A 23,578-nucleotide genomic window follows, 5' to 3' on the forward strand; every position below is an offset into this window, starting at 1 on the left:
ATGACCTCTAGGCGTTGCCAAAGCGTTCTCAAAGGCTCTATATGATATTATACTGATGACAGACATCGTATAGGATTGTTGCTTTGAGGGAGTGGTTATGCGTCGTCTAGGCCAAGTCACGTTGGGAGTGATGATCGCCGTGTCGGCGGGCGTTGTGACACCGATGCGTGTCGCTGCGCAATCCTACCCAATCGATTGCGCAATTCTTCTCTGTCTGGCTGGCGGCTTCCCTGCATCAGCGGAATGCACAGCAGCCAGGATCGAAATGATCCGTCGCGTTACGCCGTGGCCCGTTGAGCCGCCCTTGCAGCTCTGGAACTGCCCGCTGCGTGCCAGCGGTCTCCCGTCGCTGCCCAACATGGGCAGCGATGGTCTGACAGACGAGATCAGGGGGTATCGTGACGGGATCGAGGTCTACCACGTCAACTATCGTGGTCAGCGGAACAGTGAGGGCATCGAGATATCAGATTCGACGCAGCGGGGTTTCTATGACGAGGCCGGCGAGTTTCGTTGGATCAGTATCCGCCTGGAGGACGCGCCTTTGTGGGTTCGTGACCGGGTTGGGTATCACGGTGGAGAACAAGCCGGAACGAGGCGCGGCATTGCGATGAGGACCATGGATTACAACGGTCAGATTTCCGAAATTATTTGGGAGGCTTACTGATGCGTCTACTTGGTGGAGAATGTGCATTCTATCAACTGCCACGCATGCGCCTTTCCGTCGTGCGGCAAGCTAAAATCCCTGCAACGGGAGGGGCGCGCAAAGTCAGATAAAAATACCAGCCCGAAAGAAAACCCCCCGCGCGGGGGTCCGCACGAAGGGCTTGGTGTTGATAACTCAGGTTTTGCCGACCTGAACTAGCACGTGTTTGTACCTGCTATAGTTATCCTCCCACTCCCAAAAATCAAGAGCAAACAACGCATCTGTGCGAACGGATACGGCTTGCGTGCGGACACCGCGCTTCTTGATCGAGGAGCAGCAGATGAATACCGGAGAGGCCGCAGAACGCGGCATTTTTTTCAAACGCATAGACGGCGTTAATGATGGCGCGCCCGCAGACGGCGGTGCGGCAGATCGCAAACCCATCCGCCGCAACTCGCGGCGTAAGGGTTCGTGCGAGGCATCATTCTGGCGCGGTACGTCGCGGCAGGACGTGCAGAAATTCCTTATGGCAGCTCGACACTATGAGCGGGCCAACAAGGAGCCCGGCAAGCGGAACGGTCCCCTTGGAGGCGTGGCATTGGAGGTGCTGGCGCTGTTTGCCAATCTGGTGAACTTCAAGTCGGGCCGACTAGACCCGTCCCTTGATTACATCACTGACAAGCTGTGCCGGTCGCGTGACGCGGTTGTACGGGCGCTGAAGGCGCTGCGTGAACACGGCTTCATAGACTGGCTGCGCCGCTTCGAGCCTGCTCCGAACGAAGGCCGCGGACCGCAGGTCCGACAGGTGAGTAATGCCTATCGACTGTCCGCCCCTAAGCGCGCCCTTGCGCTTCTCGGTCGGTGGGCTGGCCGTCCAGCTACGCCGGATGATGAACAGGCAGGTCGTGAGGATCGCGCCGCTATGGAAGCAGAGCATGTGAAGGCGCTCGACCTTGCTGGACTGGCGGCGTTCAAGATCGAGGACTCCGATCTTGCGAAGGCTTTGGCCGTGATGGGAAAGGCCATTGATTTACGCGAGTCTGCCAAGCGGACTGAATACCAATCTACCTCTTATTCTTATGCAGGATCATGACCCCGATAGGGCCATCCGGACGTTTTGTGCTCCTACAGTGTATGGAGGGAGCAGAGAGAGAATGAGACGGGGGCAACGCCTGCGCGTCCAATCAACCGGAAGCCCTAGCCGCACTGTTGCATGGCTGTGAATAACAGCCTGTTGCAGCCGGAACGCCCTATAGGACCGTCTCAAGGAAGGAAGCGCCGGATGAATAGGTTTTTCTTAGTCGCTGTCCTGTGCTGCACCGTAGCAGGACCAGGCTTAGCCAACAGCGTTGCTGGGCAGGCCAGCGTCATCGACGGAGACACAATTGAAATTCATGGCGAGCGGATCAGGCTGGTATCCATCGACGCGCCTGAATCACGGCAACCCTGCTTTGATCGCCAAGGCCGGGCATGGCGCTGCGGTCAGCAGGCGGCACTAGCTCTTTCAGACTTCATCGCCCGCAGACCCGTAACTTGCCAATCACAGGGCAAAGACCGCTACCGCCGTATCCTCGGAGACTGTGCCGTAGCCAATGTCAGCCTTTCGGGATGGATGATCGAGAACGGTTGGGCGGTGCCCTACTATGACCGCGACGACAGGCACGAAGCAGGAGCTGATCGCGCTAAGGTAGCGCGGCGGGGGATCTGGGCAGGAACATTCGAGCTTCCGAAGGATTGGCGTAGAGGAAACTGACTAATTGACACAGGTAAGGTTTCCATGACCTGTTGCGCAGCTTTCAAAACGGGAGGAAGCGATGAGAGAGAACCTTATGCTGTTCATGCCTGTGCTGCCCCCACCTGGGACGAAAGGCTTTTTGGTTCTGGAGCATCTGACAGCTATTGAGCTGGAGGATCGCGGTCAGCAAACAATGTCTGACAGTGTTATCAGGCTCAGCCTCTGCGACACTAGGGACGGGGAAAACCCGGTTCCAGTCTATGAGCTTCTGCTTTCCGAGGACGAAACCCACAACCCTATCGAAGCCCATAACCGCATCCGGACCTGGGCTGCGGGCTTCATGATGGGGGCGCGGTACGCGGGCGAAGTTATCGGCCTCAACATCATGCCGAGGCACGCGATCTAGAAGCCAGTCAGGATTATGAGCTAACTTTTATGATCCGTCCTTGACGCCGCAGGGGGTGTTCGGGTTATGGCTGTTGTTCCTGTATTGTTCTAATAGCCATGACCCTGCATTTAAGCCCCATCAAGATCACGCTCGTAGACCGGCATGTGCCCCTGGCATCCATGCCGGTTCCGGCCGGTTTTCCGTCACCAGCCGCGGATGATCTTGAGGATACGATCGACCCGATCAAGTGGGTGGTGAGGCATGAGCATGCGACCTTCTGGTGGCGGGTGTCGGGCGACAGCCTGGAGGCCGAGGGCATCCTGGACGGCGACCTGATCGCCGTAGATCGTGCTGGCAAGCGCCGTCACAGCCGCATCGTCGTCGCGGTGGTCGATGGTGCCATTACCGTCAAGAAGCTCGCCAAGCGCGATGGTGTCTGGTTTCTCGATCCGCGCGCCCGTGCGGATGCCTATGCCACAATCCCGGTCACGGAGACGACCGAGATATGGGGGGTTGTCGCCGGCGTCGTGCGCCGCCTGCCCATAGAATAAGGGCAGGCCCGGTGGAGCAATCCGACCGCCCCATTGCGCTGATCGACTGCAACAATTTCTACGTCAGCTGCGAGCGCGTGTTTGATGTGTCGTTGCGCGGCATCCCCGTCATTGTCCTGTCGAACAATGACGGCTGCGCCGTCGCTCGCAGTGAAGATTATGTGGAATTGGAAGTGAGAGTTCTGATTTAAGGCAAACGCCGCGCGATGGAAAAGCATGATCCGGGCGGGCGCAGACTTCCGCCATCGCAGCCCGGTTGGATCATGCGTCAGAACAACAGTTGATGAATCTTTATCAAGCAAGAACCTGCCAACGATAATAACCCCTGCTTCTCGCGCTACATCTTTTATTGCCGGAACCAGGGATGGAAATATCTGCTTTCAGATCATCGCCGCATGACCGGCGCAAGATCAGCAAGAAAGCGATCAGCAATGAACCCGAACAGCCAAAATAATGATCCGTCGTCTGACGTCGCCTCCGCAGTCGAAGAAGCGGACAAGGAAGTTGCACGCTCTGCTGCGCGCCACCGCCATCATCCAGTGGTCAAAACACTCGGGACTGCCAGCGAGATCGCTGATCAGATCCCGCTGTCGATCGTCTGTGCCGCAATGATCGGGGCAGGGGCGATTACCCATCGACCACAGATGACGCAGGTCGGCCTCAAGATGATGACCGCTCATGTTCTTGCAAACTCTGTCAAACGGATCATCAAGAACAATTTCAAGCGGACACGCCCGAAAGTCATGATCGAAGAGCAGACCTATGAATGCGAGGCGGGTGAAAGCGAAGGCGGACACGACACTTCGTTTCCGTCCGGTCACACTGCCGGAGCCGTGGCTGTGGCCACCGTCATGGCGCGCGATCTGCCGCAGACAGCCGTTCCGGCCCTAGCAGTTGCTGCGATGATTGCCGGGATTCAGGTGCCCCGCGGTAAGCATTATCCCATTGATGTTGCAGCCGGCGCTGTCCTCGGTCTGGCAGCCGCGTGCGCCGTTCACGCCTTTTGGCCTCAGGGCCGGGAAACCCGAAAACCAACAGCGGAACATTCGCGATTGGCTGCCCGATAACAAATGCCGCGCTGCCGTGGGAACAGCCGCCTAAACACCGGCGTTTCAGCAGGCAATTCCACAATTATCCAACCAACACGCGAGAGAGAACCTGATCATGGCAAAAGAGAAAAAGGCTGCTGACGAGACGTCGACCAAGGCAAAGGAAAAAGCGTCGAAATCGAGCAAAGCTGCACGTGGGAAAGCCGAAAAAGCCAGCGCTGAAACACGTGCGAAGCGCTCCCAGACCATCGCTGCCAAAGCGGCCTCTGCCAAGGCATCCAAGCAGGCCAGCGAGTCGAAGGGTTTGGCTGATCTCTTCGAACATGCGCTGGCGGATATGTATTATGCCGAGAAGAAGATCTACAAATCTCTGCCCAAGATGATCAAGGCGGCCAACCACCCGGAGCTGGTCGAGGCGCTGACACAACATCGGGAGGAGACCGCCGCCCAGATCGAAGGCCTTGAGGCGATCTTCACGCTCCTGGGCAAGCGGGCCAAAGCCGAGAAATGTGACGCCATCGATGGCATCCTCGAGGAGAGCGAGAGCCTGCTTGAAGATTTTGGAGGAACTGCCGCTGGCGATGCAGCCATCATCTTCAGCTGCCAGGCCGTCGAGCATTACGAGATCACCCGCTACGGCTCCATGAGCGCCTTTGCGGATGCTCTCGGCTTGGACGAGGCGAAAGCCCATCTCGAGACCATTCTGGACCAGGAGAGCGCTGCAGACAGCAAGCTCTCAGAACTCGCCGAGGACACGATCAACGACGCCGCTGCGGAATACGACGAGGACGAGTCTGAGCACGCATAAGGTTCTTCCATCGTAACAACTAGCAAGGGCCCCTTAAGGGGCCCTTTTTTATCTGCGTCGCGTTGCTGACGCATGTGTCAGGCAGCTGGCCCCTGAAAGCCCGGGGGCGGCACTGCATCATCCGCATCAGGGTCACGACCGTGCGTGAGGTCCAGTCGCCTCATGATTGGGGTCACTGTGAGGCCGTGCATGATGATGGACAGCAGCACCACGAGCCCCACGATAGCCCATAGACGCGCGGCATGGGTCAAATCGTCGATGTGGTTGAGGCCGTAAGCCAGATAATAGAACGAACCGATCCCGCGGATCCCGAAGAACGAGATGGTCAAGCGTTCGCCGAGCGTCGCCTTCGTGCCACCGAGGCCGATCATTCCGGTCACGGGGCGAATGATCAAAAGGATGAGCAGCGCGCCTGCGATGTCCACCGGGCGAAGGGCTGCCAACAGTCCATTGGCCAGTGCACCTCCGAACATGAGGAGCAGGATCATCATCGCGATCCGTTCGACCTGCTCTGTCAGATCGTGCATGTCCGTATGAAAATCGTGATCCCGATGAGCCTGACGAAAGGTCAACGCTGTGACGAACACCGATAGAAACCCGTAGGAGTGGAGGGTCTCTGTGAAGCCGTAGGAGATGAATGTCGCGGCAAGCGCGATCAGCCCGTCACCAGTCTGGGCCAGTTTGCTCTCGGCAGGAATGTGGAATGTGATCCACCCGAAGAGCTTGCCAATCAGATAGCCGCCCAGGACACCGATACCGATTTCCCACAGGACATTGTAGCTCAGCCAGTCCCAGAGCCAGGGCTCCTGTGTCACGGCCGCTGCTGACAGGACGATGGCCAGGTGGACGAAGGGAAAAGCGGCACCGTCATTAATGCCGGCCTCCGAGGTCAGCGCGAAACGGACTTCATCTTCCTCACCCGACTTTGGCGGACCGACCTGGACGTCCGAGGCCAGCACCGGATCCGTCGGGGCAAGCACGGCACCGAGCAGAAGGGCCATGGTCCACGGCAGGGCAAGCCATGTCCCACCCAGAAGTGCGATGAGCGCGATCCCCAGGGGGAGGGTCAGGAAGATGAGCCTCCAGGTGATCATCCATGACCGAAGTCCGAGGACCCGGTCGATCTTCAGACCTGCCCCCATGAGCGCGATGATCACCACGAACTCGGAGAACCGTTCGGCGATCTCGGGATACTTCAGAGGCGAGGGGTCGAACCGTAGCCCAGGAACCAGCCCCAGCCCGACCCCGATGAGAATACACACGATCGGAAGCGACAGGGGCAGGCGGCGAAGCACCAGCGGCAGCCATGCCACGAGGGCGATAAGCACTCCGAATGCCATCAGGACAAGGATATAGGGATCAGGCGCTTCAGACAGTTTCTCTAGCATCGGTCTGCTCTTGCAATTCTTGAGCCAATCTTGGCTTTTGGACAAAACAACATGTGTGGATCATTCAGAGAGACGGGGTGAATCCCGCCTCATCAGGAAAATTTCATCATGGAGACCTTATCAGTCTGACCTGGACGATTGGTTTTCCCTCGATGCCTCCTTCGCGGCATCGAACCGGGAGCGCGGGACATCGCCTCTGCCGGCAGGCCACCCCTCGCGCTGTCTTTTGCGATCACCGTCGGTGTCTTCTGTCTGGTCGTGCCAAAGATGCACCTGCGTCGGATAGGGCATATCGATCCCGGCGCCGTTGAGCGCCTTGAAGGCCGCCAGGATGACCCGGCCTTGGGTATGGATGACGCTGGCGCGATCAGGCTTCGTCCACCAGTGCAGACGAATGGTGTTCTGATAAGCGTCGATACCGACGGGAAATGCTTCGGGGGAGGGATCGGCGAGAACGCCTTTAGTCGACGCCGCAGCCTCGACCATCAGCTGCATCGCCTTGTCCCAGTCATCGCTGGCGCCGATCCCGACATCATATTCCGACCGCCGGAAGTCGAACGCCGTGTTGACCGTAAACGTCCCCGTGTAGATCTGAGAGTTTGGAATGACGACGCGCCGTCCGTCGTAGGTCTTGATGTATGTCGCCCGCGTCTCGATGTCTTCGACGGTTCCCTCAAAGCCGTTGACCACGATCTGATCGCCGACACGAAAAGGCTGTCGCAGAAGGATCAGGATACCGGAGAGCAGGTTCTGCAGAATATCCTTGAACGCGAAGCCGATGGCCACGGAGCCGATCCCCAGTCCTGATAGAAGGTCTCCGGGGCGGAGCGAGGGAAGAACGATCGTCGCGGCCAGAAGCAGGGCCAGGATCATGATTGACCACCGCACCAGGGCGGAGCCGACATTGGCAAGTGCGGGCCTGCCGCGATATCTCAACGTCCGACTGACACTATAACTGAATGCGCGAGCGACGACGTAGAGGACCAGCAGCAGAAGGAGGGCGCTGATCAGATTGGGTGTCAGCCGGATCAGTCCCTCGGTCCAGGCCTCGAGTTTCGTCACGATCGGTCCAAGCCCGCCGTCTGCATCAAGCAGTTCGTCCATGCCGTTCAGGGTCCTTTGAGATGCTAAGGCGATAATCCTTGCCTCTCCGGTCAATGCGACCGGTCGCCGGAAGAACAGTGTTGCGCCAGAATAGTTCAGGCTCTGAGCGCCGAAAAACGTACCGCCTTAAAGGTTCGACTTTTTTTCGGCAAACCGCTCAATATGCCTTTTGTTATTGGAACATCCTAAAGCCATCTTGGTTAACAAGCCATGAAGGGACGAATGCGCTTATCGTACCCTGAACGGGCCGTCATTTTATCCTCGCGCAATGTAAATGGTTTTTACTTGGTTTGTAATTCGTATTTGGCGGCCTAACCATCCTCTGACATCTATGAAAAAGCGAGAATGCAGTATGGCTCAAACCTCAGATACGAGATCAGGATATTCCTCTGATAGTAGGACGTCTGATATCTCAATGAGCGCGGTGACGCCTGCGGAGGATGCCCGTTCGGTGATGATCAATCAGGTATCCTGGGGGGCGATCTTTGCAGGTGCTGTCATCGCCGTTTCCGCACAGGTCGTCTTGAACATGGTGGGCGTCGGTGTGGGCGCGGCGACGCTCGACCCCAGCACCGGTGACAATCCGACAGCCGGCGCGTTTGGGATCGGTGCAGGGATCTGGTTTGCCATCTCTACCATCCTGGCAGCTCTGTTGGGTGGTGTGGCTGCAGGTCGTCTGTCGGGCAAACCCAAACCGTCCACAGCCGGATGGCATGGTCTTACGGCTTGGGCCGTTTCCACGATCTTCGTAATCTACCTGATCGGCTCCAGCGTCACGAGCCTTGTCGGCGGTGCGGTCGGCACGGTTGGAAACGTTGTGGGAGGTGCCGCCAGCACCGCGGGTTCCGTCGTCGGCTCGGCCATTCCCAACGATCCGTTCACGGCGATTGAAGAGCGGATCCGCGGTTCCGTGCCCGCCGATGCCGATCCGGAAGCTGCTCGTGATGCGGCCATCGCCGCAGTGCGTACCGCGCTGACCGGAACCGAAGCTGAAGCCGAACAGGCCCGCCGTCAGGCGGCTCAGGCACTGTCCCAGGCACAAGGTATTCCCGTTCCCGAAGCCCAGCAGCAGATCGAGGAGTATCAAGCGCAGTTCACCGAAGCCGTGAATACGGCTCAAGCTGCTGCGACGGAGGCTGCTGACACGGCCACGAAGGCTGCCACGCGTGGTGCTCTTCTGGCAGCCGTCGTGTTGATCCTGGGTGCCTTGGCCGGATGGTTCGGTGGGCGGATGGGCGTCGTCGAGCCCGTCGTCACGGCTCGTCGCCGCACTATCTGACCCATTCGTCGATAAGAACAGGATCTTTCCCATGAAGAGTCAGTCAGTTGAGACGACTTCTGTGCAAACCATCGCTCTCGCAGAGGAGCGCGCGAAGATCATCATCAACGACGTGGTCACGGGAAAGGTCACGGTCCGCGCGACGACATCCTCTGACGTCCATCAGGAAGTTGTCGATCTCGCAAGGACCGAGACAGTGATCGAACGAATGGCGGTGAACCGCATGCTGGAGAAGGGCGAACCAGCCCCCCAACCCCGCTACGAGGGTGACACGTATGTGGTTCCCGTCATTGAAGAAGTCGCAGTGACCGAAATCCGCCTTCTGGTGAAGGAGGAGCTTCATATTCGGTCCATCACGTCGATCGATACCAAGAGCATCGACGTCGAGCTGCGAAAACAGACTGCCACCATCGAACGAACCGGTCCCAACGCAGTGTTCGGGACCCTTACCAGGAGCAGAGAAATGTCTTTCACCGACGATATGTCTACCGAGCGTAACAGCCAGCAGATCACCGCTTTCTTCGACACTCAGGAAGAGGCTGCCAACGCGGTACGCCGCATCGAAGCCGAAGGCCTGTCCTCCTCGAAGGTCGATATCGTCGCAGGCCGTGACACGACTGCAACGTCAACCACGACCGCTCGTGACGAGGACCGGGGCTTCTTTGAAGCCCTCGGCGATTTCTTCATGCCTGACGAGGACAAACATACCTATGCTGAAGGCCTGAATCGCGGCGGATACCTGGTGTCGGTGCAGACCACTGCGGCCAACCGGGATCGGATCATCGACATCCTCGATGACGAGGGGACGATCGATATGGACCAACGCGAGACCGAATGGCGCAACGAAGGCTGGGATGGCGGTGCAGCGGCTCTTGCCGCACGCAGCACCGCAGGTGTGGCACCTACCGCACCTTATGATACCCCGGCTATGGGCGCCGATGAGGGCCCCATCGAGGTCATGAAGGAGAACCTGCGCGTCGGGAAGCGGGAAACCGATCATGGCCGTGTGCGCATCCGGTCCTATGTTGTCGAGACCCCTGTCGAAGAGCAGGTGACGCTGCGCGATGAAACTGTCCACGTCACGCGGCGTCCCGTCGACCGCGCGGTAAATCCCGGCGATGGCATCTTCGCCGAGCGAACCGTTGAGGCCACAGAGCGTCACGAAGAGGCTGTTGTGTCCAAGGAAGCCCGTGTCGTCGAGGAGATCAGCCTGGAGACGGAAGCGAGCGAACGCACCGAGACCGTCCGGGACACGCTGCGCCATACCGAAGTCGAAATCGATGACGAGCGCGTGGCTGGAGATAGCGCTGCTCGTCCCGCCAAGGATCTCTAATCAGCTGGCGATTATGTCGCACTGACTGATTGATCAGAAAATGAGAGGGGTAGCACAAGCTACCCCTCTCAACTTCAGGAAGAGCCTATTGAAAATCCCTTCGGCAATATGATCTGCACGTGAGGTGCGTGTGACCTATCCCCGTGTTAAAACCCGTCCTCGCCAGCAGTGAGATGATCATGGCGCATGATTTCTTAAAACGGACGCAGGCGAAACTCTGCCGTTTTAGAAGGTCATGCCGGTAATCGGTGCCATTCAGGCGTTTCAGACGTGATCATGAAGCCGGGTCGGAAACTTGAACAGGTTCGTGACGGTGCTGCGGTCGTGTTTCTTCGTGATGGATATTCCGGGGCCAGTGTCGACGATATCTCGCGAGAGGCACAGGTCTCGAAAGCGACGCTGTACAGTTATTTTCCCGATAAGTCGGTGATGTTTCGAGAGGTCGTGCGAGCAGCGATCAGTGACATTCCCAATCAGGTGTCATTTGATCAGTATCGAAATGGCAACGTCGACAAGGCACTTCCCAAGGTGCTGACAGCCTTGGCGCAATGGGCTTCAAGCAAACCCAGTCTCAGCTTGCTGCGGCTCATGACGGCAGAAGCACTCCGCTTTCCGCAAGATGCAGCCGAGTATGAGCGAGCGGTTCATATTTGCATCACAAACCCGCTTGCCGAAATGATCGACGGCTGGATCAAGTTTGGGCAGATCAAGGCCCATGACGTTGGTTTCTCGGCGCGTCAGCTAATTGCGATGGTTGCGGGACAAGTCCAGCAAGATGCACTGTTTGCCGGGTCGGTACCGACCAAAGCACAGCGAGAAGAGATCGTGCTTGGAGCAACGCGTCTCTTTCTGTCTGCATACGCAGTGCCGCTCAAGGAGGCCGCTCCAACCTGAGGACGGTGCAGGATGAGGCTGACATATTTCGATGTCGCGTCTCTGCCGATCCTGGAGGCATGGCGGTTGCGGTCATAGCCCTGTCCCGCCGCTGACGCCAGCGTGCGGCACCTCACAACGGGTAGGATGCCAGCTCATCATTGCTCTTGACCGAGAGGCCTTGCGGGACGACAGTCGATCAATCGCATAAACCCAAAGGGTTTGTCATGGCGCCGGCTGTCCGCTACCTCACACACCCCCCAGATCCTGATCGAACCCATCAAGGGCAGCCGATCCTGGTCCTTGAACTCGACTGGCGCATTGCGTGTCGCACGACTGGCGTCCCGGCAGAGTTGCCTGCAATTCACGCGCCACATCGTTTCCAGTCCGGAAAAGACGGCCATGGAAACCGCTACCCCTCTGGCGCAAGCTCTCGGTCTTACCGTCGATGTTCGTGAAAACATGCGCGAGCATGATCAATCCTCGACCGGTTTTCTCAGCAAGCGTGAGCTCGAACAGACTTCTTCGGCCTTCTTTTCTCAGCCTGAAAGAAGCGTGCGGGGTTGGGAGGCGGCGTCGGCAGCACAGCGGAGGATCATGTCGGAGGTTGACGCTTGTCTCGATAGAGACCTCCTAGGGGATGTCCTCATCGTGGGCCATGGCGGCGTGGGCGCATTGCTGTACTGCGGCTTGTCAGGCCGCGCCATCGACCGGGGCCATGTGCAGGACATGGGAGGAGGGGTCTGGTTTGAGTTCGACAGCATCCTGCGTCTACCTCTAAAAGGCTGGCGACCCATGGAAGCGCTTTGATTTCAAACGTTAGGAGACTTAGCGGTCAATGCGCTCTGCCCCCCGCGTTGAACCGTTTGGAACTTGAGTGTTCGGCTAACACTCCCTGTCGGTGGCACGATCAGTCGCTCCAAATAGCCGTGTCCCGACACCCACAGACTGTGCCAACACCATTGTCAGTTCTTCCTGCCCGAGATCAGGTCTGGCATGGCGACTAAGAAAGCAGAACATTCCAAAGACGCTGCCATCGGCCCGCCTGACCGGCACGGACAGATGACTGCCGATCGGGATCATCTGCGTGATCGGTAGATCGGTCGCGATGGCGTGCTGGCTGGTATCGGTGATCAAGCTGGGCAGACCGCCATCCAGGATGTGCTTGCAGTAGACTTCCCTCAAATCCATGCTCTGGCTCGGGCGGATCATCGCCTCGAGGCCAGGCGCACTGACCGCCCGAAAAACCGCCCGTTCCTGCACGAATTCGGACAGGTAGGCGACTTCCATTCCCAGTGTCTCGCGCACGGTATCAAGCGTATTCTGAATTGCCGCACTGTCGGCCGGGCTCGCGGTAAGAACGGACAGTGGAGCGGATTGTTGCGGCATGGCGATCCTCGAGATGAGTGTTACGAGACCATCATACGTGAAGCGCGCAATTTCATCGCACGCAAAGCATGATGCATTCTAGATATCCAGGGATATGTCGCCACGGGGGCTGATTAGCACGGGGAACAAGTTCCAGACCGAAATCTTGCGTCCGGTCATCACGCCGCGGTGCAATGCTTCATCACGGTCCCGTGATGAACAGGGTGTATCCGACAGTGTCAGGCCGCCGATATGGGGCTTTGAGGCATGGTAGAGCGTCTGCTCGCATAAGGGCCTGACGGCCTGCTTCCGAAGTTCGCTGAGTCCCTACTGCCATCGGGTAATTGGAACTGGCCCAGGATGGCGACCAACTCGTTGGAGTGCTGTCGAAGGGTACCAGCCGTTGCAGTCGTCTGCTCTGCCACGGCGGCGTTGTGTTGGGTCACCTGATCAAGAAGGGTCACGCCGGAATTGATCTCCTCCAGACCGATTGCCTGCTCGCGCGCCGCAGCGGATAGATCGTCCATCACTCCCTGCACATTGAGGGCGATCCTGAGAATATCCTCGAGGCTCTGGCCGGTCCGTCCGACCAGTGCCGATCCCGCCTGCACATGCGCGGTACTTTCGGAAATCAGCCCTCTGATATCCTTGGCTGATGTCGAGGCGCGCTGCGCAAGGCCGCGCACTTCAGAGGCAACGACAGCAAATCCGCGTCCGGCATCGCCCGCACGGGCCGCCTCGATCCCCGCATTGATGGCCAGGAGATTGGTCTGAAACGCGATCGCTTCAATGACGTCGATGATTTGCGTCACCTGCGTGGCGCTGCGCTCGATCTCCTGCATGGCATTGATGGCGTCCTGAACGACCAGCGTGCCAGCTCGGGCGCATGTGCTGTTCTCGCGCCCCGCTTCCTGCGCCTCGAAGGCGCGTGCCGCCGAGGAACGTACACTGCTGGTCATCTGCTGAAGCGCTGCTGCGCTCTCTTCGAGCGTTGCCGCCTGCGTTTCAGCGCGCACGGCGAGATGCTGCGCGGCTTGATCGATCTCGTCGGAGCCGGCCCGGACACTGCCTGCGACGGACATGATCTGCTCAAAAACCTGCCCAAGCTGCAGTGTCACGCGGTTGAAGCTTTGGCGCAGCATGTCGTACTCGGCCGGAAATGGATCTTGGGGGGAGCTATCGATCGGTGTGGTCAGATCCCCCATTGCCAGGCGTTCAAGGCCCGCCGAGATCTCACGCACGACCCGCTCCTGCAAGGCGGCATGACGCATGCTCGTTTCTGCTTCACGCGCCGCGGTCTGTCGTTGTTCCCCGGCAAGTCGCTCTCCCTCCGCCTGTGCCAGATGCACCGCCTCGATCGCGTCGGCTGACTCGCTGAATGCCTTCCGAAGATGCTGCGCAAGCCAGATCAATGCCGCAGTCTGAACGGCCAGAACGACAGCGTGCATGAGCACCCGTGCAAGATCGCCTTCTCCAGGAAACACGGCCTGCGGGATCAGGACGTTGAGGAGAAGATGATGGCCCGCGACCGTGCCGGCATAACCGATGAGGGGGCGCCAGTCGCAAAACACCGCGACCGTGGCAAATGCGGCGAAGAAGTACATATGGACATCGATCTGCCAGGCATGTCCGCGCAGCTGAAAAACCAGGAACCCCACGATCAGCGCGAGGCTGGTCGCGATGGTGATCTGAGGGCCGTAGCCTGTCTTCCTCCGCATCCAATCCAGGGTTGCGATCGAAGCAAGGGCAGCGATGGCGACGGGGCCGGTCCACGCACCTGTCGCCAGACTGGCCGAAACGAAGGCAGATAGAGGAACATGCAGCCATAGGAAAAGCACCATGAAACGCGCAGCGCGCGAGCGGAGTCGATCAAGCACGGCACTTTCTGTGGTGAGCATCGGAGAGGCCTTCAATTGACGCGGAAGCGCGCCCTGCGTGGGAAAAAGACGGCTCCTGCATCGGTGCCAGGAACTCTGTAGTTGGTGAGTGACGTTGCAAGACCGAAAGGGCACCAGCGGCTCCCCGGATCTAATCCGCTCTGCCGGGTATTTGTGTCATCGAGCGTCTGAAAAAAGGCAACCCCTTATGGCACTGGGGAGGTTTTGCACGACAAACATTACCGTCCGATTGATATGACCCTGCAGAACGCTTTGGTTTTTAGCATTTCCGGTGACAACCGCCTGTGGCTCGCCTCAGACGCATGCCCTAAAGCTGCTTGGCATCGTCTCTATAAGCCTGCAGAAACAAGCTCTTCTGTGTGCGTGGCTATATGTCTGTATAAATAAATGGTTTGACAGCAAAACGGCCATAGACGATGCCGCTCAAATAAGCTTCCGGTATAGGAAGCTTGCTGATTGAGCAGCCTGAGCACGTGTAATCCGAAAGTTGTATTAAAAACGCATAGATTGTATAAAGCGTCATCTATCACGTGTTTTGGAGAATACGCAGATGGAAGATCACAGCCTTCGGTTGCAGTTTAAATTTGCAGGCATTCCCGAGGATCAGATTGAAATAGCTTTGGAAAATTTCTACGGTTTGGGCGGAGCACCTGAAATCACTTGTATGGGCGATTATGCAGCAGCAAAATCCCTCTATGCGGTCATGGATGCATCCGTACCACCCCAAGATACACACAGCGCTGTGGCACGCTATGTCATCACATTAGGCGCGCGGATGACCGAATGGGAGATGAGAAGCCGCCTGAATCCAAGCTGATGGTATGGGATACGGCTTTGCTTAGGAGCAAATGACGATCAAACGATATGTCAGTTATGTCTGGAAAACTATCTCGCGCAGTTCGCCGACAGAGACGTTTTTTCATATACGCGCTTCAGTGAAGCAGCCGGCGCAGGGCAAGGTCGACTTTCGCTTCGATCATCCGCTCGATCTGCTCCTTTTTGCGACGTTCCTTCTCGATCTCCTGAAGCCGCAGAAAGATCGACCCAGGCTTTGAAGCGTCAGGCCGTCTTGTTCCTTTTCTCGTAATTTTCACGGCAGGCCTCACGGTTCTGTGAACGATAATAATTTCTCATCTTTGCTGGTGCGCTGTCAAATTCGTTGAACGCCGTGTGGCAAATAGCCGCCAATAGCTCACTGTCCGAAAAAACGACGTAGACGTGAACAATTCATGGCACGCCAGTCGTAGCCAAGAAGTTAGATTTTTGTTTTTGCTCCCTAAAGCCGTGAAAATATCCACATGCGTAACCGCGCGTCGATGCCCACCTAACGATTAAGATGGTTTGACGTTTTATGGTGCGCCACATCACACGGCTTATAATTACGCGAGCCCCGCAGCGTCTCTGCTAGGTTTTAGAATGCTTCCATAGACAGTAACCCTTCCGCGGCTGAGCGTCATAGAGACGGCGTACTTTCATACGGAGAAGTTCTTGATCTCTGCTTACGTATTCGGTGCGTTGATATGCGAGCGATCTCATAAGTATTGTTTAATGACATAAATGAGGCCGTGCGATTGCACGGCCTTAGTTTTCGATTGTTCAGCAAAGCTTCAGTGTTTTAGATCTGGACCAATGGGGTCGCTCTTATCCAATCTGCCAACGCTATACGCGGGATCTATGATGCAAACCTGATGTTGCAGTTATTGGCAGTGTTTGCCGTCTCGATTGCCTGCATTTCCCCTTTCAGACGCCCAACTTCGGCAGCCTGCGACCCGTCACCTTTGATGAAGAAGAGGGCCGGCCAGAACAGAACCACACCGACGCCCGTTGCGACTGCATCATTGCTGGCCTTCTTATCCTGCGCAGTGGAAGCGGCAGCGGCGCGATTGGCAACGACTTGCGCTTCAGCAGCCAATTTCTGACATGTCATTCCTTGATACGGGGTGGGAGAAACAAAACTTGCCGCAATCTCGTCCGATTTGTTGGCACAGGCTGCCAGTGAAACCAGGATTGCAGCAAAAGCCGGCAGCTTAAACATGGAAGTAGTCATGATGGATTCCTAATGTGACGTTCCATCGTGATAGCATGGATGAAAGTCAAATCAGCGTTGCCATCGATTTTTATATATTAGATCTTTAGCATCTGCCTTAACTCTATAAATCCGCTAAAATTTTCTAGAATATTAAATGGCGAAAATGATGAACAAAAGTTTAACAGGTTGTAAAACATCCAGGAGCCATCATGTTGATCACCAGTTTTGCATCTCCCTTTGCAGGAAGCAATTCGTCTAAAAATACCTCCCCGCCTCAGGAAACTCAGGCGACGCCTACCAGGGCGGAAGCAAGTCAGAACCAACCGGCCGAGACACAGCCCACACCGCAGACCCGGTCGCAAGAAACTTCGTCAAGCCAGCCTGTAGAAGCGTCGCGGTCGACATCAGCGTCGCCGTCGTCGGACGACCAACCTGCATCGGCATCGGCATCAGCGACACCTTCCGGCGAGCCTGCACAATCGGCGTCGACCTCGCCAGAGCCGGCAGCCAATATGGACAGGATGGCCAGAGCGGTCCAACAGCGCAATGTTGATACACCTGCAGCGACCATTGCGACCCAGGATCGCCAGACCATCCTGTCCTCGCAAGCATTGGAAGCGGAAGAAATTCAGGCCCGCAGTGCTGCTGAGAATCAGCTTCGCACAGAGCAGCTGCTGAGTCTGGCCACTGAAAACTATTCCCTGACCCAGGACCTGTTCCGCTCTGACACAGAAGTACTGGAGGATCCTCAGCCCAATCCGGCAGTGATCCGCGATCCGAAACCCGATTGATCCCGGATCTTTCACGCTGGTGGGTCTTGTCTTGGTCAATGGCAGACCCTTCCCTCGCCACGCAAGAGACCCGCACTTGAGATATTTGGCCGGGCAACCTTTGGGGCGCAGCGATGCGGCTGCGCCCTGACGGTAGCCATGGCCCGCTTGGCAAAGGACTAGGGCAGGGCCGGGCGGCAGCGGCGGAAGATCACCAGGGCACTCTCCTCCGAACGGATGGCACCTAGAACCAAGCTCGGTTCGGCAAAAGTTCTCTGACTACTGACCCGTTTGGAACCGGGCATTCTCAGTTAAAATGTCTTCCATCAGAAAGACGTTAAAACCGGTGACCGTTTATACGCAGCATGACTGACTGGGGGCTGTGGGCATTGTGCAGTCTGCGACGAAATGGCCGCAAAAAGCGCTTGATCAAGCCTGCCGTTGCGTCACCATTGGTGAGGTCGCTCTCAAACGAATGATGTTTTTGGCAAAGGTCACCGGAATGAGTGTCAGCACTGCCAGGAAGGGCTCACGGATCGTCGATCGACCAGAGTATGCTAGTAAGTTCAGTCCCTTGACGGCACGCCGGGATACGACGGTCGCTGTCGCCGTTCAGGCGATGAAAAGCAAAAACTATGGCTGCATCGTGATTACAAACGGCTCAGGTCAGGTCGAGGGGATCGTGACCGAGCGCGATATCATGTTCAAATTGGTGGCCGAGAACAGAGATCCGCAGACCGTTGTTCTGTCGGATATCATGACGAGTGACATCCGTATGGCAAAAGAGACGGATAACGTGTTGGATTGGCTTCGGATAATGTCGAATGAACGTTTCCGACGTCTGCCTGTTGTCGATTCCGAGGGCCGCCTGCAGGCTTTGCTGACACAAGGTGATTTCGTGAGCTACACGTGGCCTGACTTGATGCAGCAGGCAGGCGGCCTGGCGAAGGCCGCAATCCTTGGTCAATTACATTACATCGTCATCGCAGGACTGGCAGTAATTGTCGCGATCGTCGCACTGGCGATTTAACAAGGCGCTATTAAGGTCGATATGTTTGGATAAATCGATTCGTCAATTTGAGGAGCGGGAAAAATTCAAAAGAGCATGAATCTATACCATATTTTCAACCAATGGACTTCATGAAGTTTTTGACGTTTTGAGCATAATCATCGGCACTGACCTCGGTCTTATTTTGAGTTGTAAGCCAATTAAAAAGTGAGGCGACTTGACTGTCTGAAAACCGCATCTGCCATTGATCGAATATTCGCTGTTCCAGGGACCCCTGATCAAGGACGGTAAAGTTGATATGCCTGCTGTCTTCCTCGAGTTTGCTCAATAGCGGGTAAAGAGCGGACGGCGGACCCTCAAGCCATTGAAAGAATATTCCATTCTCGTAATGGAGGCATCCTGACAGTCCCAACTCCTGGTTGCGGATGCGGGATTTTACCAAAAGGTAGTCCAACGCGGGGGCATTAAGTCCGGGTGCGGCCGAACTTCTATAAAGGCAGTAGCTCAGACGTTCTACCTTCTGTGCAGGTGCATCCATCGTCATATCGTTCAATCTAAGATCTCCTACACTGACTGCCATGGCAAGGGTAACGGACTTTGGACGTCATGCCGTATATATCTGCACATATACCAAAGCTCGCCAAACTGAGCCTAGGACAAATTTCCAATAAAACACGAAAATTTTAGTCCTCGTTTAACAGCTATAATTTGCGTATCGATAATTTTTCAGAAACTATTCAAGTTTCAGACCTTAGCCGCATGTCAGTGCGAGAGTCTTTACTGGAGCTGCCAAGATAATCCATCTTCATTGATATGACGTTCACGGCAGTTTGCCGCTTGGTGAAGCCGTATCAAAAGTCCTGGTCGTTCCAAGCGTAAGACTGCTTGCCCACGATAACGATATGAGCATGGAAGCTGAGAGGTTCGCCACTCAGTTCAACCCGTGGGCTACAAACTTCATCAGGCCAAAATCTTTCAGTCTGATCCTGGGTTTTCCGAGCGCTGATGACAGCACCACTATTCAGAGACAAGTCCACCGAATTCGTTTAAAGTACTGCTTCCGTGGGTCTTCTCGTTTGATAAATATCATTGAGAATTACACTGCGACAGTACTGACAGGCATTCGTATTTAAAGTTGCAAAGGTGATTTTTAGATCGCCATATAATTGCATCGCTATGATTGCAGGACTAACTGCCGGTATTTCTTGGCATTCAAACATTTCTTGTACTGCAGAATCCCCGTTAAATTGGCACTATGCTTAAAGCCGAAGTGACTGTTCAGTGTTTTCTTATCCTGTGATTGGGTAATTACGATCTGATTCAGATATTTGAACGGAAGATCGGTCGCCTCGTTCAAGACGAATTCAGATCGGAGCCTCCAATTGCCATGTACCGACAAAAGTCTGCTTGCTGTGGTGACGGGAGCAAGTGCCGGTTTGGGTCGGGCACTGTCCCGCCGCCTTACAGCACGTGGGGTCGTCGTCGTCGGCATCGCACGAAATGATCGCGAACTGCACGTCACGGGAGAAAACTGCGCTCCGAGTTCATTCCTCCCGATAAGGTGCAATGTTGCAGATTTTTTTGATGTGCAAACAGCGGCTACGGAAATTCAGAAAAATATCGGAACCGTAGACATTCTCATCAACAACGCAGCTATCCTCGATGAATGTGATTTTTTGTCTTCAAATGCTGATCGTATCAACGACCAGATCCTGACGAACCTTCTAGGTCCAGTAAACTGCGTCAGGGCCTTTTTGCCGCAGATGTTGGTGCAGAAAAAAGGCAGGATCGTAAACGTCGGCAGCTTTGCCGGGGACGATCCACGGCAGGGTAAGCTCGGCTACGCGGTGTCAAAGGCCGGCGCCCGGTGTTTCTCGCTGGCACTTGCACGGGAACTCGAGAGCAAGCTTCCATCGGTGATCGTGACGGAATGGATCCCCGGCATCTTGTGCACGCGGTATGGTCAGCCGGATGGCATCGACCCGGACGTGGCCGCGTGCTGGGGCGTCGACCTGGCTCTCGACGATAGGGTGGAGCTTCACGGAAAGACCTACCTCAAGGATGAGGAATTCATCAGAACCACGACGATCCGGCAGAAGCTTCGCAAGGCGGTCGCATCGATGTTTTAACCCGGCGGCCGGGCAGGGCTCGTCCCTATGACCTCCTTTTTCCATTTCGAAATCTTAACGATCGCAGAAGTTCATCACCGAAATCGGCTTCAAGTGCCTACCAGGGATCCATAAGATGACACCCACACCAATTCTCATCGCATGTACGATCATAGGAAGCCTTGCCTCATGTGCCACCACGGCAGAGCGCTGTAACGCCCGCATATCTTCCGAACAGCGCAATATTTCGCGGCTTCTTCAAGACGTGGAAACGAACATTGCGCGCGGCTACGCTTATGAGACGACGGCGTCATACACGCCCGGTTTCCGCATTTGTGCCGGAGGCTTCAGCCATGGGTCCGACAGAGTGGGATTGGGTTACTCGAGTTGTTATGGCGGCGAGCGGACGATACGCCAGCGCGTCGCAATTGATCCGGACGCGGAACTGCGCAAGCGCGCCGCACTGCGCAATCGCCTGGCCGCGCTGTCAGCGACAGACGGTGCCCAATGTGCCGTTCGTCAACAGAGCGCTTTTTGATCACTCGCACGAGTACATCCCAATCATGCCTGACCGACAAGGGCATGTGACATCTCTATTTCGCTGGTATTGCATATTCTTCGTTTGTGTCGCGACAGGCCCGCCAAGATGCGGCGCTTGAACCGGGTAAGTTGCGACGTGACGGGACGCTCTTCGATCCGCAAAAACCCGGCAATTCGTGGCTTTTCACGTTGCAGGGTAGGGCACATCCTTTTGCACTCAACGCGAAATGCCACACAGACGTCAGCGTGGCCCGACCCGGGCGGGCGGACATGTCCGTCATCGCAGCCCGGCCGGGTCAGGGGGGATCTAGCGGTCACGGCGGGCGGGCACCCCTCAAAGGTCGTTCATATTGCTCGCAGAGAAACAGTCGTCGTAAAGGCAACTATTCATAGCCGCCGCTTATACATTATCGGGTAATGCGGATGCTCGCAGCCGAGTAATGGCGAGAGAAAGGTCGCCCTGTTTGCTAAGGATCCATTAAAATTAGCATAACGCCTCCTTTGACCCGCCTGGCATCCCCGCGATAGCTTTTCTCCAACGGGCTGCTTGGGATGATCGAGACATGATGCACTGGAGAAGTATTCGCCGAAACAACGTCACGGTGAGGGGCGATGGCGAACAGACGCTTGTGCTCGCGCATGGTTTTGGATGCGATCAGAACATGTGGCGGGCGTTGGAGCCTTTCCTCGCAGGCTTCCGCCTTGTATTCTTCGACTACACCGGCTCAGGGCGGTCGGATTTGTCCCAGTTCGATCCGGTTCGGCACAGTCAGCTTGAGGGCTTCGCCGAGGATCTGGGAGAGATATGCGACGCCCTCGACCTTCGCGATGCAACGCTGGTCGGCCATTCGGTCAGCAGCATGATCGGGCTGATGGCTGCCATTGAAAGACCGGAACGCTTCTCAAAACTGATCATGGTGTGCCCATCTCCGTGCTTTCTGAACCTGCCTGGCTACACCGGCGGCTTTGAGCGCGCAGACCTTGAAGAGCTTCTCGCTCTCATGGACCGGAATTACATTGGCTGGGCGACACATCTTGCGCCGGTTGTTACCGGGGAGCCCGCCGGTTCGGAGCTCTCGCAGGAGCTCAGCGGAAGCTTCTGCTCAACCGATCCCTTCACGGCGAAGATCTTTGCCGAGGCGACATTTTTGTCGGACCATCGCGGTCTGCTGGGCCATTCCCCTCATCCCGTGCTGATCTTGCAAAGTGCGCGGGACGTTCTGGCACCTCCTGCTGTTGGAGATTACCTCCGCAGTTCACTTCCTCAGGCCCAGATGGAGATCATTGATGCAGATGGCCATTACCTGCACATGACCCATCCTGAGATCGTCGCGCAGAACATCAGGCACTTTGTAGAAGTGCATACTCATGTTTGATGTGCCTCCGTTGGCAGCCGCTGCCGTCATGATCGATGCTTTTCCGGTCGCTTGTTTCGCAACAGACCGCTCGCGCACCATCCGGTATGCAAATGCCGAGGCTTCATCCCTGTTTGGCTCTGTGCTGGGTCAGACGATCGGGCTCCACATCGAGGCAGTACTCACGCCGGCGTCGAAGATTTTCTGCAACAGCTATGTCTACCCTTTGCTTTTTGCTGATGGATGCTGCGAAGAGCTAGCGCTGACCCTGGTAACACAGACCGGCAGCCGGGTCCCCGTGGTGGCGAACGCGCGGATGCATGGCTCTGAGTTTGTCCTGTGGAGTGCAATGCGTGCCGAGAAGCGCGAGAAGCTGCAAGGAGAGGTTCTGCGTGCGCGGAATGCGCTACAAGGGCAAACCCGGGCGCTCGAACTTCTGGCTTCTCGCGATGAGCTGACGGGCCTGCTGAACCGCCGGGCCGCGACACACTCGATCCAGACGTTGATCGCAGCCGCCGATGAAGCAGAGACCGACGTGACGGTTCTGCTGCTCGACATCGACAGGTTCAAGGCGATCAACGACAATTATGGACACGATGCCGGCGATAACGTGCTTCGCCAGCTCGGCGCGGCTCTGCAGTCCACCGTGCGCCTCCATGAGGTCGTTGGACGGTATGGTGGAGAAGAGTTCATTCTGGCGATCGCAGCAAATGATGAAGTAGCTGCCCGCTCACTCAACGAACGGGTCCATGCTGCGGCCGCCAGCGTTTCCGGCCCCGGAGCGCCGGTGACGGTTAGCGTCGGTCTGCACCGCCGACTGCGGTCCGATGCGGCTTCGCTACAAGAGGTCGTTCAGGCAGCGGACCGGGCGCTTTATGCGGCAAAGGCCTTCGGCCGTAATTGCTCCATGGTCGAGCAAAATGGAGTTCTAACCTCGTTTGGCTGAAGCTGGGAACGACCTAAATTTAATCACATGGCACGTGTCGAGAAGGCGGATCCCGTGATGTTTAAAGGGCACAGAAATTGCGCTGGATCTCCCGATAATTTGTCGATCGGTGCCGGCCAAGCTGATCTTGAGCTGAAGCATGGCCACGATGATACGGTGTTCACGAGGCTGAGATGCGACGCCATGAGGAAATCCTCGATCCGGGAAAAGACCAAAAAATTCTAGATTGTCCCGTTTCGCAATAGAACTCACCCATTCTAAACTTAGTGTTGTCACCAAGTTAAAATGTCGCGTGTTCCGCCATTTAGAAATGTCGCTTGCCGTGCAGCGAGGCGGCGAGCCGGGCCCGGCCCGCTCTCTCCATCAAGGGCCGTAGGGACGGGGCCGGCGACTTTGGACTTTGA

At 56.5% G+C, this 23,578-nt stretch carries 26 protein-coding genes; 20 read left to right on the plus strand and 6 right to left on the minus strand.

Going from position 1 to position 23,578, the window contains the following annotated elements:
• The first annotated feature begins 130 nt into the window (after nucleotides 1-130).
• The 8 genes from FHD67_RS14200 (at nucleotide 131) to FHD67_RS14235 (ending at nucleotide 5,174) form a co-directional block, all read left to right on the plus strand.
• Nucleotides 131-664 (plus strand): hypothetical protein, encoded by a 534-nt coding sequence (locus FHD67_RS14200; protein ID WP_246071307.1) that lies wholly within the window; start codon nucleotides 131-133, stop codon nucleotides 662-664.
• A gap of 319 nt (nucleotides 665-983) precedes the next feature.
• A complete protein-coding gene (locus FHD67_RS14205) occupies nucleotides 984-1,736 on the plus strand; it encodes a helix-turn-helix domain-containing protein (RefSeq protein WP_218062313.1) in 753 nt (250 codons plus the stop codon).
• A 189-nt stretch (nucleotides 1,737-1,925) separates the two neighbouring features.
• Nucleotides 1,926-2,396: a thermonuclease family protein gene (locus tag FHD67_RS14210; RefSeq protein ID WP_139599074.1), complete on the plus strand. Its 471-nt coding sequence runs from the start codon at nucleotides 1,926-1,928 to the stop codon at nucleotides 2,394-2,396.
• A gap of 61 nt (nucleotides 2,397-2,457) precedes the next feature.
• Complete coding sequence (locus tag FHD67_RS14215; RefSeq protein WP_139599075.1) at nucleotides 2,458-2,784, plus strand: hypothetical protein; 327 nt, start codon at nucleotides 2,458-2,460, stop codon at nucleotides 2,782-2,784.
• A 98-nt stretch (nucleotides 2,785-2,882) separates the two neighbouring features.
• Nucleotides 2,883-3,317 carry a LexA family protein gene (locus tag FHD67_RS14220; protein ID WP_139599076.1) on the plus strand — a complete coding sequence of 145 codons (435 nt, stop codon included), beginning with the start codon at nucleotides 2,883-2,885 and terminating at the stop codon, nucleotides 3,315-3,317.
• A gap of 11 nt (nucleotides 3,318-3,328) precedes the next feature.
• Nucleotides 3,329-3,508, plus strand: a complete 180-nt coding sequence (locus FHD67_RS14225) for a Y-family DNA polymerase (protein WP_173405046.1) — start codon at nucleotides 3,329-3,331, stop codon at nucleotides 3,506-3,508.
• A gap of 240 nt (nucleotides 3,509-3,748) precedes the next feature.
• Nucleotides 3,749-4,384, plus strand: coding sequence for a phosphatase PAP2 family protein (locus tag FHD67_RS14230; RefSeq protein ID WP_176695138.1), 636 nt, complete (start codon nucleotides 3,749-3,751; stop codon nucleotides 4,382-4,384).
• A gap of 97 nt (nucleotides 4,385-4,481) precedes the next feature.
• Nucleotides 4,482-5,174: a YciE/YciF ferroxidase family protein gene (locus FHD67_RS14235; protein WP_139599078.1), complete on the plus strand. Its 693-nt coding sequence runs from the start codon at nucleotides 4,482-4,484 to the stop codon at nucleotides 5,172-5,174.
• A 77-nt stretch (nucleotides 5,175-5,251) separates the two neighbouring features.
• Here the strand turns inward: FHD67_RS14235 and FHD67_RS14240 are convergent, their stop codons facing one another.
• Both FHD67_RS14240 and FHD67_RS14245 read right to left on the minus strand, forming a co-directional pair.
• Complete coding sequence (locus tag FHD67_RS14240) at nucleotides 5,252-6,562, minus strand: cation:proton antiporter (RefSeq protein ID WP_127899655.1); 1,311 nt, start codon at nucleotides 6,560-6,562, stop codon at nucleotides 5,252-5,254.
• Between the two features lie 120 nt (nucleotides 6,563-6,682).
• Nucleotides 6,683-7,666, minus strand: coding sequence for a mechanosensitive ion channel family protein (locus FHD67_RS14245; protein WP_139599079.1), 984 nt, complete (start codon nucleotides 7,664-7,666; stop codon nucleotides 6,683-6,685).
• A gap of 415 nt (nucleotides 7,667-8,081) precedes the next feature.
• Here FHD67_RS14245 and FHD67_RS14250 point away from each other — a divergent pair, with 415 nt between their 5' ends.
• The 4 genes from FHD67_RS14250 (at nucleotide 8,082) to FHD67_RS14265 (ending at nucleotide 11,961) form a co-directional block, all read left to right on the plus strand.
• Nucleotides 8,082-8,945, plus strand: a complete 864-nt coding sequence (locus tag FHD67_RS14250; RefSeq protein ID WP_176695139.1) for a PhnA-like protein — start codon at nucleotides 8,082-8,084, stop codon at nucleotides 8,943-8,945.
• 31 nt (nucleotides 8,946-8,976) lie between these two features.
• On the plus strand, nucleotides 8,977-10,278 hold the full coding sequence (locus tag FHD67_RS14255) for a YsnF/AvaK domain-containing protein (protein WP_139599080.1): 1,302 nt from the start codon (nucleotides 8,977-8,979) through the stop codon (nucleotides 10,276-10,278).
• 276 nt (nucleotides 10,279-10,554) lie between these two features.
• Nucleotides 10,555-11,172 (plus strand): TetR/AcrR family transcriptional regulator, encoded by a 618-nt coding sequence (locus FHD67_RS20490; RefSeq protein WP_246071309.1) that lies wholly within the window; start codon nucleotides 10,555-10,557, stop codon nucleotides 11,170-11,172.
• A 300-nt stretch (nucleotides 11,173-11,472) separates the two neighbouring features.
• Nucleotides 11,473-11,961: a histidine phosphatase family protein gene (locus FHD67_RS14265; protein WP_246071310.1), complete on the plus strand. Its 489-nt coding sequence runs from the start codon at nucleotides 11,473-11,475 to the stop codon at nucleotides 11,959-11,961.
• A gap of 75 nt (nucleotides 11,962-12,036) precedes the next feature.
• Here FHD67_RS14265 and FHD67_RS14270 read toward each other — a convergent pair whose 3' ends face one another.
• Both FHD67_RS14270 and FHD67_RS14275 read right to left on the minus strand, forming a co-directional pair.
• Nucleotides 12,037-12,540, minus strand: a complete 504-nt coding sequence (locus FHD67_RS14270) for a GAF domain-containing protein (protein ID WP_139599081.1) — start codon at nucleotides 12,538-12,540, stop codon at nucleotides 12,037-12,039.
• Between the two features lie 218 nt (nucleotides 12,541-12,758).
• Nucleotides 12,759-14,417, minus strand: coding sequence for a methyl-accepting chemotaxis protein (locus tag FHD67_RS14275; RefSeq protein ID WP_139599082.1), 1,659 nt, complete (start codon nucleotides 14,415-14,417; stop codon nucleotides 12,759-12,761).
• A 550-nt stretch (nucleotides 14,418-14,967) separates the two neighbouring features.
• Between FHD67_RS14275 and FHD67_RS14280 the strand changes: the two genes are divergently transcribed.
• Both FHD67_RS14280 and FHD67_RS14285 read left to right on the plus strand, forming a co-directional pair.
• Nucleotides 14,968-15,234, plus strand: coding sequence for a hypothetical protein (locus FHD67_RS14280; protein ID WP_127899660.1), 267 nt, complete (start codon nucleotides 14,968-14,970; stop codon nucleotides 15,232-15,234).
• Between the two features lie 31 nt (nucleotides 15,235-15,265).
• Entirely contained in the window at nucleotides 15,266-15,472 is a 207-nt protein-coding gene (locus tag FHD67_RS14285; protein WP_127899661.1) for a hypothetical protein, read from the plus strand.
• 617 nt (nucleotides 15,473-16,089) lie between these two features.
• On the opposite strand, the gene FHD67_RS14290 is transcribed toward FHD67_RS14285, so the two are convergent.
• The gene (locus tag FHD67_RS14290) at nucleotides 16,090-16,464 is read right to left on the minus strand and encodes a hypothetical protein (RefSeq protein ID WP_218062316.1); all 375 of its coding nucleotides are present in this window, start codon (nucleotides 16,462-16,464) and stop codon (nucleotides 16,090-16,092) included.
• A gap of 191 nt (nucleotides 16,465-16,655) precedes the next feature.
• Between FHD67_RS14290 and FHD67_RS14295 the strand changes: the two genes are divergently transcribed.
• Together FHD67_RS14295 and FHD67_RS14300 are read left to right on the plus strand one after the other, a co-directional pair.
• The gene (locus FHD67_RS14295) at nucleotides 16,656-17,237 is read left to right on the plus strand and encodes a hypothetical protein (protein ID WP_139599083.1); all 582 of its coding nucleotides are present in this window, start codon (nucleotides 16,656-16,658) and stop codon (nucleotides 17,235-17,237) included.
• A gap of 361 nt (nucleotides 17,238-17,598) precedes the next feature.
• A complete protein-coding gene (locus FHD67_RS14300) occupies nucleotides 17,599-18,246 on the plus strand; it encodes a CBS domain-containing protein (RefSeq protein ID WP_246071308.1) in 648 nt (215 codons plus the stop codon).
• Between the two features lie 94 nt (nucleotides 18,247-18,340).
• Here the strand turns inward: FHD67_RS14300 and FHD67_RS14305 are convergent, their stop codons facing one another.
• Complete coding sequence (locus FHD67_RS14305; protein WP_246071311.1) at nucleotides 18,341-18,769, minus strand: BLUF domain-containing protein; 429 nt, start codon at nucleotides 18,767-18,769, stop codon at nucleotides 18,341-18,343.
• Between the two features lie 868 nt (nucleotides 18,770-19,637).
• Between FHD67_RS14305 and FHD67_RS14310 the strand changes: the two genes are divergently transcribed.
• From FHD67_RS14310 to FHD67_RS14325, 4 genes are all read left to right on the plus strand, one after another.
• Nucleotides 19,638-20,354 carry an SDR family oxidoreductase gene (locus tag FHD67_RS14310; protein WP_218062317.1) on the plus strand — a complete coding sequence of 239 codons (717 nt, stop codon included), beginning with the start codon at nucleotides 19,638-19,640 and terminating at the stop codon, nucleotides 20,352-20,354.
• 115 nt (nucleotides 20,355-20,469) lie between these two features.
• Nucleotides 20,470-20,871, plus strand: a complete 402-nt coding sequence (locus FHD67_RS14315) for a hypothetical protein (RefSeq protein WP_139599086.1) — start codon at nucleotides 20,470-20,472, stop codon at nucleotides 20,869-20,871.
• Nucleotides 20,872-21,436: 565 nt separating this feature from the next.
• On the plus strand, nucleotides 21,437-22,249 hold the full coding sequence (locus tag FHD67_RS14320) for an alpha/beta fold hydrolase (RefSeq protein ID WP_218062318.1): 813 nt from the start codon (nucleotides 21,437-21,439) through the stop codon (nucleotides 22,247-22,249).
• A complete protein-coding gene (locus tag FHD67_RS14325; RefSeq protein ID WP_139599087.1) occupies nucleotides 22,242-23,174 on the plus strand; it encodes a diguanylate cyclase in 933 nt (310 codons plus the stop codon). Before FHD67_RS14320 ends, FHD67_RS14325 begins: the two co-directional genes overlap by 8 nt.
• Nucleotides 23,175-23,578: the final 404 nt, after the last annotated feature.

This window comes from Paracoccus haeundaensis, assembly GCF_006239215.1.
Taxonomy (GTDB): Bacteria; Pseudomonadota; Alphaproteobacteria; order Rhodobacterales; family Rhodobacteraceae; genus Paracoccus; species Paracoccus marcusii.